12 protein-coding genes are annotated in these 11253 nt (G+C 31.3%); 1 reads left to right on the top strand and 11 read right to left on the bottom strand.

Going from position 1 to position 11253, the window contains the following annotated elements; translation table 11 throughout:
• Nucleotides 1-142 precede the first annotated feature (142 nt).
• The 10 genes from PK35_RS16815 to PK35_RS16765 form a co-directional block, all read right to left on the bottom strand.
• Complete coding sequence (locus tag PK35_RS16815) at nucleotides 143-688, bottom strand: hypothetical protein (protein ID WP_044627751.1); 546 nt, start codon at nucleotides 686-688, stop codon at nucleotides 143-145.
• A gap of 177 nt (nucleotides 689-865) precedes the next feature.
• The gene (locus tag PK35_RS16810; RefSeq protein WP_044627750.1) at nucleotides 866-1423 is read right to left on the bottom strand and encodes a hypothetical protein; all 558 of its coding nucleotides are present in this window, start codon (nucleotides 1421-1423) and stop codon (nucleotides 866-868) included.
• Nucleotides 1424-1617: 194 nt separating this feature from the next.
• On the bottom strand, nucleotides 1618-2094 hold the full coding sequence (locus PK35_RS16805) for a hypothetical protein (RefSeq protein WP_044627749.1): 477 nt from the start codon (nucleotides 2092-2094) through the stop codon (nucleotides 1618-1620).
• 185 nt (nucleotides 2095-2279) lie between these two features.
• The gene (locus PK35_RS16800) at nucleotides 2280-2651 is read right to left on the bottom strand and encodes a hypothetical protein (RefSeq protein ID WP_044627748.1); all 372 of its coding nucleotides are present in this window, start codon (nucleotides 2649-2651) and stop codon (nucleotides 2280-2282) included.
• Between the two features lie 178 nt (nucleotides 2652-2829).
• The gene (locus PK35_RS16795) at nucleotides 2830-3909 is read right to left on the bottom strand and encodes a hypothetical protein (RefSeq protein ID WP_044627747.1); all 1080 of its coding nucleotides are present in this window, start codon (nucleotides 3907-3909) and stop codon (nucleotides 2830-2832) included.
• 197 nt (nucleotides 3910-4106) lie between these two features.
• A complete protein-coding gene (locus PK35_RS16790) occupies nucleotides 4107-4622 on the bottom strand; it encodes a hypothetical protein (RefSeq protein WP_044627746.1) in 516 nt (171 codons plus the stop codon).
• Nucleotides 4623-4771: 149 nt separating this feature from the next.
• Nucleotides 4772-5329: a hypothetical protein gene (locus PK35_RS16785; RefSeq protein WP_044627745.1), complete on the bottom strand. Its 558-nt coding sequence runs from the start codon at nucleotides 5327-5329 to the stop codon at nucleotides 4772-4774.
• Between the two features lie 345 nt (nucleotides 5330-5674).
• Nucleotides 5675-6067, bottom strand: a complete 393-nt coding sequence (locus PK35_RS16775; protein ID WP_044627743.1) for a hypothetical protein — start codon at nucleotides 6065-6067, stop codon at nucleotides 5675-5677.
• A gap of 176 nt (nucleotides 6068-6243) precedes the next feature.
• The gene (locus PK35_RS16770) at nucleotides 6244-6822 is read right to left on the bottom strand and encodes an SMI1/KNR4 family protein (RefSeq protein ID WP_044627742.1); all 579 of its coding nucleotides are present in this window, start codon (nucleotides 6820-6822) and stop codon (nucleotides 6244-6246) included.
• A gap of 76 nt (nucleotides 6823-6898) precedes the next feature.
• Entirely contained in the window at nucleotides 6899-8080 is a 1182-nt protein-coding gene (locus tag PK35_RS16765; RefSeq protein WP_044627741.1) for a tyrosine-type recombinase/integrase, read from the bottom strand.
• Nucleotides 8081-8169: 89 nt separating this feature from the next.
• Here PK35_RS16765 and dnaG point away from each other — a divergent pair, with 89 nt between their 5' ends.
• Nucleotides 8170-10128: a DNA primase gene (dnaG, locus tag PK35_RS16760; protein ID WP_044627740.1), complete on the top strand. Its 1959-nt coding sequence runs from the start codon at nucleotides 8170-8172 to the stop codon at nucleotides 10126-10128.
• On the opposite strand, the gene PK35_RS16755 is transcribed toward dnaG, so the two are convergent.
• Complete coding sequence (locus PK35_RS16755; RefSeq protein ID WP_044627739.1) at nucleotides 10123-10761, bottom strand: response regulator; 639 nt, start codon at nucleotides 10759-10761, stop codon at nucleotides 10123-10125. The genes dnaG and PK35_RS16755 overlap by 6 nt on opposite strands.
• Nucleotides 10762-11253: the final 492 nt, after the last annotated feature.

The raw sequence follows: 11253 nt of genomic DNA, 5'->3' as shown, positions 1-11253 counted from the left end.
GCGTTTGAGTGAGTTCCGCTATTACTTGCAACGGTCTCGTATAACCGTCAGTTACGGGATTAAAGTTAATGTTTTTCGGTTTAGCAATGACCTTAGCAATTCCGAGTGGATTCGGACGTAGTCGAATCCGCCGTAATTGCGGTTATACATTGTTGTGCACTGGTTTTTTGTCCATTTTATTTTTTACAAATTCAGTTATTTTCTGAAAGTTTTCAATTCCAATTTCTGATTCGCCTAAAACATAGGATGAGTTATTTCCAACATTCAAGTCAAGAAATAAGTTTCTTTCAATTATTCGGTTATTATTAAATGCCTCCCAATTGATTTTTGCCTCATACTTATAATCTTTATATCCAAAATAATTTTCGTCAAATTCCCAAACACTTAGTTCGTTTGCATTTTTTTGTCCGACTATTTCGGCCTCTACCAAATCAAAAAATTTAGTTTTACTTTTTTTATAGTAAGAATTATAGTCGTAGAAGTTTATTAAGTAATGTATTCCTATTCCAATAAATACAAATCCAAGATAGTTTTCTCCGTAGATTATTAGTCCACCTATCAGAATCATTGGAATTGCCCAAATCAGTCTTTTTTTGTTCTTCTTCAGATTTTCTTTCCACGCAGTATTAAAATTCAGAGTCATTTGCTCTTTATAAATTTCCTCCTTAAATGGTATTTCAAATTTCATTAATGAGTTCGGTTTTTCAAACTTGTGCACAACGGTCTCGTATAACTGTCAGTTACGGGGTAAAGTACGCAAATTTTTCGGTTTAGCACTGACGTTAGCAATTCCGAGTGGATTCGGACGTAGTCGAATCCGCCGTAATTGCGGTTATACATTGTTGTGGTGTCGTTTTTATTATTTTTAATAGTCAAATTTATAAGAATTAGTTGTTTGTCTTTTTGTCCAATTTTTAAATTCAATGTTCACAATTACTTCTTGTGTTCTGTGAATTTTTTCTTTAAAACCAAAGTTTTCTTGATATGAAATTCCGTATTTATTTAGGACTTCATCAATTTTGTTTTTTTTCAGTTCCGCTTTTTTATTTTCTCTTCTATATTTATTCAGTTTAGAGTAAGCAGTTCCAAGAAATGAAAATCCAGCTACAATCATTCCAATTTTCACGTACCATAGATACAAGCTAAATATTTTCCAGTCAGATAAAAAGTAACCAAGAAGTATTAAAAGAAAACCAATAATTATTGTGCCGTAGAAAGTCAAATGTGTTGACTTTTGGTTTCTGCGAATTATTTCCAATTCGAGATTAGCAATTTCTAACTTTTCTTGAAATTTTTTGTCAAGTGTAATTTTTGAGCAAGTATTATTAAAATCAGGTTTTTTATTGGTCAAATTACAAGTCAATCCTTTTTCAAGACTAGTTATTTGGTTTTCGCATAAATCACAATGTCGTGAAAAATTCATTAAAATTTTAGTTCGGTTTTAGTCAGTTTTTGATTCCAGCGTTCGTTTTGGTAAATGCACCACAACGGTTTTGGCTATGGTTTCGTTACGGAATGGTACGCGAGTATCATTCCGCCGTAACCATAAATTTAGCAAAAAGGCTCGAAATTCCGATTAGGAATTTCAGCCGTAATGAACTATAGCCGTTGTTGTGTTTAGTTTTTTATTGTATCCAGTTCAATTTTAAATTTTTCTAATCGTTCTTTCATTTTATTCCGCAATTTTTGGTCTTTCGGAACATATGTTGTGTCCACTTTTCCGTTTTCATTAGTCTTTATTTCTCTAACATATTCCAAGTCAAAATTCATTTGGCTATGTTCAGGGTTTTTATCAGAGAATTCCACTTTATAAAAATTCCCATTTTCAACATTTTCTGAATTGTAGGCAGTCGAAGTTCCAGTGTATTTTTTTCCGTTATAATAGAATTCGTATTTATAATTCCGTTTGCTGTATTGTTTATAAATCGATTTTGAGCCATAAACCATTCCAAAAGTTTCAGTTCCGTTCTGTTTTATATCCTGCTTTTCCTCCACTACAAGAATCAATCCCCAAATCAGAAATGGTATTCCAGCAATCCAATAATATTCAGAAATGAACTCTTTTATTTTTATATAATTCTCGGCTAAATTCAATTCTTATTTTTCGATTTTCGGTTTGCTGGGAAATTAAACACAACGGTTTCGTATAACCGTCAGTTATCGGGCTAATTTAGCCAAAAGTTTTTAGTTATTAACTAGCTTTAGCAATTCCGAGTGGATTCGGACGTAGTCGAATCCGCCGTAATTGCGGTTATACATTGTTGGCAATTGTATTTTTTTCATTCAGTCAAATTTTCGTTTATAGATTTCAGGGTGTCAATTTTCGGTATTTCCGTAATATCTGATTCTCCGTCTATTGAGTAAAATTCTAATTCAGTTGGCATTTGGTCAGTTCCGAACACAGAAATTCCAACTAATTCTCCGTTTTCACCTTTTCCTGCGTAATCAATTATTAAATTTCCTTTTTGAATTTCAGAGTCAAATGTTTTTCCAAACATTATAGTCGGACATTTTCCGCATCCACATCTCGCAATAACTTTCAGATTTCCGATTAAATTAGTCCATTCCGATTTTTCTTTTCCAAACAGATAAATCAGTAATTCAATTTCCGATTTTGTCAATTCTCTTTTATCTGGAATGCTGTATTTCATTAATCCATTTCTTCGTTTTTAACGTTTCGCTGATATTATTGCCAACGGTCTCGGCTATGAGTAGTTGCGTGTTTTGGCGTTAAACTTTACAAGTACACACCAAACTGAAAATCCGCGAGGATTTTCAGAAGTAGACGAGAACAAGCAATTACTTATAGCCATTGTTGGCAACAGTTTTTTATGTTAATATTTCTTGAGCGTGTAATCTGATGATGTTATCGACATCTAATAAATTTCTTTCTTTATAGAAATTCGTGTGTTCTTCATATGTTAGCCACCTTGAACCTATCATTCGAGCATTAAAAAGTTCGTCAAATATTTTGTACGAAACATTTTTTCCTTTCACATTGTCTTTTGTCAAAGATTTTTCGGTCTCCATTATTTTTTTGACTTCACAAATTGGAACGTGTAAACCTGTACTAACCATTTTACTATCTGAATTTTGCATTTTACTAGTAGGTCTCAAAAATGCACAGCAAAATGGCATTCTGTAGTTTTTTAAAGTCTTTTTCCCTTCTGAATTATTGCAATAACCAGCTTTACACAAATTTTGCTCCATTTTTTCAATTTGAGCACTTAAGCTACCAGCTTTAAAATTTAAAGTTTTATTATTCCAAGTTTTGTATTGCATATGTAAAAATCTCACATAGCCACTTTTTGTATCAATATGTTCATAAATCAAATCCGCACCTAAAATGTTTTCAGCATTATCTGGATGTAATAGTCTTAATCTTAAAACATTGTCTTTTTCTAATCTATAATCTACGAATTCTTCTTTTTCATATATTTTGCCTTGAATTTTTAAATCCTTTCTTTCCGCTAAATACATATCTCTATTAAGGATTTTATGTTCGGATATTTTTCTCGGTTGAAAATATTCTATAGCATTTTTATAGTCACGAATTCTTTTCTTTAAAAACCTTTTATTGTCTTTGTTTAGAGCAATTTTATCTAATTCATTTAAGTCTTTTTCGATTAAGTCAACCGGATTAACTGTTTTGTCTTCTGTCGATTGCGCATCAGCTAATTCCTTATAATATTTAACCCAATCACTTTCATTTTTTCTATCAAGAAGTACGGTTATAGAATCATACATTTCAGGATTTAGGTCTTGTACGAAGTCTAAAGTTTGTTCATACGAAATAGGTTGGTTCAACTTTTTTGAAATACTTACAACTTCTCTTAAAGCATTTACTAATTGAAAGGCTACATCTCTTCTTTCGCCTTCATCCATTTCTTGATTAGAAAAGTAATTCATAGTTATTTAATTCATTTGGTTAGTTTTCAAATTGTTGCCAACGTGTTTGTATATGGTTTGTTGCGTGGTTAAGCAACTAATTTAGTAAATAATTACCGACCAAGAAAGTCCGAGAGGACTTTCGTAAGTAGGCGAGAACTAGCAATAAATTATATACGGTGTTACCACACGTTTTTTAAATCAGATTATTATGAAATTTATTTTTCCGTTTTTAATGAATCCGTTGCATTTTTTATATCGAGTATTGATTTGTTCTGTTCGTTCAGGCGTGTTTGAATCTTGGATATTGAATCGTTTATTTCAGTTTTTAAATTATGTAATTTTTCTGTGGATTGTTTTTGGTTGGTTGATTCCGAAATATTTGTAAAGATAAAAGTCAAAACAGCACCAGTTATGAGAAATAAAAAATTAATTACATATTCCCACTCAAGTCGCTTTTTAGTTAGTCGTTTAATTTGGGAGTCTAAAAATTTTTCTTCTCGAATGTTTGTTAGGTATTTTTCAATTCCTCCATCTTGGATGACAAAAACACCCTTTTCGTCAAGTTCAAAAAGCCCCGAACTCTTTCGTCTAATTAGGTTTAAAGATTTACATATTCTAAATCCTTTTTTCCAATTTTCGTCTGGTTCTGATAAAAAATTAATTTGCCCATCATCAAAAGCCATTTGTAACAATGTATCAATTTTTACAATTATGTCTTTTTTTATTTCCATATGTGATTTTTCTCAAATGTGTGGTAACGTGTTTGTGTAAGGATAGTTGCGTGTGCAAGCAACTAACTTACTAAAAATGGAACGAACCAGAGGAAAATCCGTAGGATTTTCCGAGTAGGCTAGAACCAAGCAATTATTTTTACACGGTGTTAGCGTACGTATTTATTTAATTCAGCCCAAGTTTCAATTCCGTAAATTTTAGAAATACTTTGTCCATTAAATTCCAAATATTTCCATTTCTCTAATCCGTTGTCGTAGACTGAAATCATATGACTGCTGTTTTTTATTTTAATCAGTTTATTGATGGTATCTATTTTTACATTTTCAATTCCGAATTGAGATTTATATTTGTCAATCACTCTTTCAGAAATTTTTGAAGAGTCAAATACCAAATCCGATGAGTATTTAATAACTCTGAATTTTTTGTCATTTGAGTTTATAGTTTCGCTGACATCTACAATCTTTATATTATTAATCGAGATTGAATCCATTTGTTTTCCGACTCTTTCCATTTTAGTCAGAAATTCATTTTTTTCGTACACGCTCCAAAAATCAGTCGGCATAAAATCAACTGCTTTTTCGTATTCTCTTTTAGAAATCAGATTACTGTACTCTAAAAAATCTGATTCCAATTGAGTTTTTGAGATTACTTGTCCGCAACTAATGTTTGCAAAAAGTAAAAATAATATCAAGAGTGTTTTTTTCATATGTACGCTAACGGTTTGGGCTATGATTTCGTTGCGGAAAAATCCGCAGGATTCTTTCCGCCGTAGCCGAAAGATAGCAAAAATGCGTTGAATTCCGATAAGGAATTCAACCGCAATGAATTATAGCCGTTGTTGTACCCAGTTTTTATTAAATAATTCAGAAATCATTCCAAGTAATTTTCGCAATTACGTAACTAATAATTCCCAAAAAAATTAATGCTAAAGATGATTTTATTCCAATGTCATTTACCACAGCAATTATCGTTACAATTGCAATAATGATTATTAGAATCATTCGTTTGGGCATAATTTTTAATAGTTGTATGATTTCTTTGAATTTCATATTCAATTGTTTTCTTTTATATTTTTTAGATGAAATTCAGCCATACCAGAATAAAAGTCGGAAAGTAATTCCTCATTTTTTGTGAGTTCAATTTTTTGTCTTAATTCATTAATATTTGCTTTCCTCTTTAAATACATATTGTAGTCCAATCTTGTATTTTCCATAAACCATTGAACAGTGTGACTTGAAATGCTTGGTACATTATTTTGAGCACTAAATTTGATATCAAAATCAATATTCCGTTCAGCTTCATTTTCAGCATGAAAGATTGCCAAGTCAAAATCATCTACAACTGAAAAGTCAGATTGCTTTTTTAAAATATTTAGATGTTTTTCTATTAAGTTCAGAGCATCGATTTCAGCTCGAATTAATATTTGTTCGTGCATTTTATCCATGTTCAATATTTTTCTGTGATTTTCTCAAATTGGGTACAACGGTCTCGTATAACCGTCAGTTACGGGATTAAATTTAATGATTTTCGGTTTAGCACAGACGTTAGCAATTCCGAGTGGATTCGGACGTAGTCGAATCCGCCGTAATTGCGGTTATACATTGTTAGCTGCTGACTATTTTATTCATTTTGTTTTTCTCTCCATTCATAAAGTCCATCATAAATTCCTTTATTTAAGAATACGCATAAAAATTCAGTAAGTGAACTTGTTAAGTATACAATATCATTTGCCTTGTTATAAATTTTATAATTGTCAATATTGGCTGGGTTAATTTCAACTGTCCACATATCAGAATATATCATATATTCAGTAAAATGAAATGAAGAATCACTTATACAATAATCGTCTTTTCCATTATCTATAATTTCATTAAGAGGTATAAGTCTGAATAAATCTTCATCAGTTTCAAATCCATTACAAAACTTGTATAAAGTCTTAAAGTCTTTTGGTAATTTTAATTTTTTTTCAGTTTCAAAGAATTTAATATCATTATCTGTTGCTGGTTCGCTTAATTCAATTCCACAAAACACATCATTATTTTTAATAAAATTTAATATTTCAATAAGTTCTGTAGTTGAGTTAAATTCTATTTTATCTATTCGATTTTTTGCAACATCAGAATGTGGTAATTTAGAGTCTTTGCTTATTTGAACTTCCTCTATTTTTGTTTTTAGTTTAAAGAAATTAAAGAATTTCATATCATTTTATATTTGAGGTAGTTTTTTGTGTTTGCAGCTAACTAGTTATATCTGGATAAATATAGCAAAATATCCATCAATTCTTACGGGATAATAGGAATTTGTCTTCCGTTTTATCAACATACTTCAACTGGCTTACAACCTTATCCAATGGGCTTTGTATATCCAACAAGTCCTTTCGTGCTACATGTGTGTAAACCATAGTGGTTTCTGGTCGAGCATGTCCTAATAATTCTTGTATATGCCTTAAGTTAACACCCTGTTCAAGTAAATGCGTAGCATAACTATGGCGTAAAGTATGAGGCGAAACAAGTTTCTTTATATTGGCTAACTTACACGAGTGTTTTAAAAATTTCCTAATGCTGCTATCCGAATAAGCTAAACCATCTTGCCCTTCAATTAAATAGCTTTTTGGGCTGTAAGTCATTAAATAGTTTTTTAAAAGCGGCAAAATACTTTCAGCTAAACTTACATATCTATCCTTTTTTCCTTTTGCATTTTTAATAAAAATTTGACGTCTGTCAATTTCTAAATCGGCAACCCTTAAATTAATAAGTTCGCTAATGCGTAAACCCGACGAGTAAATTAAAGCAATTACCATACGGTGCTTTAAGTTTTTGGTAACCTGTATTAATCTAATAACTTCAATATCCGACAAAACATTAGGCAGTTTTCGCGATTTTTTAGGGCGTTGCAACTCCAAATTATTAATTTTCGAGTTTCGGTAAAACACCACAAACAGTTTCATAGCACTAATAAATTGGCGTTGCGTGTTAATAGCATAATTCCGTTTTACATAAATAGTTTCAATATAATGCTCAACACTGCGGTTATTTAAATTTTCAATAGTGTCATTATTATAAAACTCAACAAAATCGGCCACTAATTGCGAATACGTATGCACCGTGCTATCGCTATAACGTTTCCCTTTTAAATACTTATAAAAATTGTTTAATAAAGTGCGGTTCGCATCACTTAATTGTCTAATTCTTTTCTTCGGAAACTTTTTTACAGGTAATCTTTTATCAAAAATCTCATTAGCATCAACAGTAGCAAAACCCCTGAAAACACCAAAAATAGTTTTCAAATTTTTAGGATTATTTTGTACATACCAAACGCAGTGAGTTTTACTCCATTTAGCCTCTGTTTTTTGCCTTAAAAGTTGAATTAAGGTGTCGTTGTATCTAAAATTTATAGTAATTTGATGCGCCTTTCTATGGTATTGACGCTTTAAAGTAACTAACGGAAGAGCTTGCATAAATAGGTTTTGTAATAAAAATACAACAAATATTTATATTTCAAAAATCGATAGTTAATACGTAATTTTACAGCTTAAAATGTTTTAAATTGATATCACCAAGTTCCATAGATCAAGTTTTCGAAACCGCTAGAGTAGAAGAGGTAATTGGCGATTTTGTACAGCTAAAAAAAGCGGGAAGTAACTTTAAAGGTTTAAGCCCGTTTAGCGACGAGCGTTCACCAAGTTTTATGGTATCGCCTGTAAAGCAAATTTGGAAAGATTTTTCGAGCGGAAAAGGTGGCAATGTCGTGGCATTTTTAATGGAACACGAACATTTTACATATCCCGAAGCCATAAAATATTTGGCTAAAAAATATAATATTGAAATTGAAGAAACCGAGCAAAGCAACGAGCAAAAAGAAAAAGCTAACGAGCGCGAAAGTTTATATTTGGTAAGCGAATTTGCCAACACTTATTTTCAAAAAATACTACATAAAACCGATCAAGGTAAAGCCATTGGCTTAAGTTATTTTAAAGAGCGTGGTTTTACGCCCGAAACTATTGAAACTTTCGATTTGGGTTACTCGCCAAACGAGTGGCAAGCCTTTACCGATGAAGCTTTAAAACAAGGTTACAACATCGAGTTTCTTGAAAAAACAGGATTAACCATTGTAAAAGACGAAAAACGTTTCGACCGTTTTAAGGGGCGCGTTATGTTTCCTATAAAAAGTATGAGCGGTCGTGTTTTAGGTTTTGGCGGGCGTATTTTGGTAAACGATAAAAAAGCAGCCAAATATTTAAATTCGCCAGAAAGTGATATTTACCACAAAAGTAAAGTGCTATATGGTATTTACCATGCCAAACAAACTATTGCTAAAGAAGATAACTGTTATTTAGTTGAAGGTTATACCGATGTTATCCAGTTTCATCAAACCGGAATAAAAAACGTGGTGTCATCATCTGGAACCGCATTAACAAGCGAACAAATTCGATTAATAAATAGGTTAACCAAAAACATTACCGTACTTTTTGATGGTGATGCGGCCGGTATGCGAGCCTCACTTCGTGGCATCGATTTAATTCTAGAGCAAGGTATGAATGTTAAAGTGTGTACCTTTCCCGAAGGCGAAGATCCCGATAGTTTTGCAAAACAAAATACTTTTGATGAATTAACACTTTATCTTAACGAAAACGCTAAAGATTTTATTCAGTTTAAAGCTTCTGTGTTATTCGAGGAGTCTAAAAACGATCCTATAAAAAAGGCCGATACGGTTCGCGATATTGTAAACTCTATTTCAAAAATTCCCGATACTATAAAAAAGGAAATTTATATCCGCGAATGCGCCAATATTATGGATATAAGCGAAGAAGTACTGTTTAGTACGCTCGCGCAAATGAATAAGAAAGACATACAGGAAGCCGATAAACAATTTAAAAAAGACCAAAAAGCGTTTCAGGTTATTAAACACGAACAACCAGTTAAAAAGGTTGATGTACAATATATCTTAGAACGAAAAATAATTGAAATTTTATTGCTCTATGGAAATAAAACCGAAGAGTTTGAAGATTTAGTTTTTAAAGAAAACGAGTCGGGCGACTTAGGATTAGAACCCGTAATTCATCAAGCAAAAGTGTTCGAAAAAGTGTTTTTAGATTTGCAGGATGACGAAATGGAATTTACCAACCCTAATTTTAAAACACTTTATTATACCATCATTGAAAAGCTGAATCAGAACCCAGAATTCGACCTAAATAATTTTGTAAATACTGTTGATGCAGAAATGGCTAGCGAAATTACAACCATTTTAATGGATGAGGAACGTTATACGCTCGACGATTGGCAACGTCAAAATATTTATCCAAAAGAAAAAACGGAAACTGTAGCGCAATTGGTGAGTGAAACCATTTTAAGTTTACGTTGTTTTTTAATCGATTTAAAAGTGAAAGAGTTTCAGGCGCAAACCTTAAATAATAAAATAGACTCGAATAGAAATATACTTGAAGAAGTAAAAGACTATTCGAGCCTAAAAATGTTATTATCTAGAAAACTAAACCGTGTGTTATAAAACTTCTTCGGCAAGTTTCGCTTGGTTAACCAAATCAACCAAATTAGTCACTTTAAGTTTACGCATTAATCGCGCTTTATAAGTACTAACCGTTTTCTCATTGATATCTAATTCTTTAGATATTTCTTTATTCTTTTTACCAATAGTAAGTAATTTTAAAACTTCGGCTTCTCTGGTAGAAAGTTTTTTGTAGAAAGACGCCTTTCCATTGCTACTTACGCGGTTGCCAAATGCCAATTGTTGGGTTAAATCGTTACTTAAGTATATACCACCATCGCTTACTTTATAAATGGCTTCACTTAATGTAATTAAATTTTCGGTTTTCGAAATGTAACCCGATGCACCAGCTTTAATGGCATTTAAAGCATAAACCTCTTCTGGTTGCGCACTAAAAATTAAAGTTTTTATATTTGGGAAATCCTTTTTAAAATAACGTAACACTGTTAAACCGTTTAACTTAGGTAAATCGGTTTCCATTAAAACAATGTCTACTGGATTTCTTTTTACAAATTCAATGATGGCTTCTCCATCACCTACACTACCTATAACTTCAATGTCGTGAGTTGCGGTAAATAAGACTTCTAACCCTTTTCTTGTTACTGGGTGATTGTCTGCTAACAAAATTTTGATCATAATATTTAAGCTTTTATACAATTAGGTTGAGATATAATTGTGTGAGAGACTAAGCTGATTGTAAAAGTAGTAAATTTTTGCTATTTATAATTAATAAAGAATAAATTTAACTTATTACGTATAAAATGAAGCTATGTAAGTATAATAATTTAAGAATAATTAAAAAAAATTCTATTTAGCAGAGGAGTTAATAAGGTTTTAGATGTTTTATTGTGAAAATTATTTTTATATTCTTCTTTTTAATAGGAAGTATTTTGCGTAAAAAAGGAAAAATTTCATATATTAAAAGTAATAAAAACTGAAATTTGTAGCTAAAAAGTACATAAAAAATTTCTGAGCTGTAATGGTTTTAAGTTTGCTTGAATGCTTTTGGAGTATCAGTCAAACCTCTATAATCAGGGTTCACTTTAGATTACTATAATAGATAAAATTTATCTTTACAGGCTTTTTTCATGAATAACTTATCAGTTTTTTAAGTGTAATAGTGTAATG

This window comes from Neotamlana nanhaiensis (genome assembly GCF_000943555.1).
Lineage (GTDB): Bacteria > Bacteroidota > Bacteroidia > Flavobacteriales > Flavobacteriaceae > Neotamlana > Neotamlana nanhaiensis.
This window is presented reverse-complemented; position numbering and strand designations above follow the sequence as displayed.

Coding starts and splice junctions, on each gene's coding strand:
- PK35_RS16770 (WP_044627742.1), bottom strand. CDS start 6,822: ATGAAATTCTTTAATTTCTTTAAACTAAAAACAAAAATAGAGGAAGTT.
- PK35_RS16790 (WP_044627746.1), bottom strand. CDS start 4,622: ATGGAAATAAAAAAAGACATAATTGTAAAAATTGATACATTGTTACAA.
- PK35_RS16800 (WP_044627748.1), bottom strand. CDS start 2,651: ATGAAATACAGCATTCCAGATAAAAGAGAATTGACAAAATCGGAAATT.
- PK35_RS16765 (WP_044627741.1), bottom strand. CDS start 8,080: ATGCAAGCTCTTCCGTTAGTTACTTTAAAGCGTCAATACCATAGAAAG.
- PK35_RS16815 (WP_044627751.1), bottom strand. CDS start 688: ATGAAATTTGAAATACCATTTAAGGAGGAAATTTATAAAGAGCAAATG.
- PK35_RS16785 (WP_044627745.1), bottom strand. CDS start 5,329: ATGAAAAAAACACTCTTGATATTATTTTTACTTTTTGCAAACATTAGT.
- PK35_RS16755 (WP_044627739.1), bottom strand. CDS start 10,761: ATGATCAAAATTTTGTTAGCAGACAATCACCCAGTAACAAGAAAAGGG.
- PK35_RS16795 (WP_044627747.1), bottom strand. CDS start 3,909: ATGAATTACTTTTCTAATCAAGAAATGGATGAAGGCGAAAGAAGAGAT.
- PK35_RS16810 (WP_044627750.1), bottom strand. CDS start 1,423: ATGAATTTTTCACGACATTGTGATTTATGCGAAAACCAAATAACTAGT.
- PK35_RS16775 (WP_044627743.1), bottom strand. CDS start 6,067: ATGGATAAAATGCACGAACAAATATTAATTCGAGCTGAAATCGATGCT.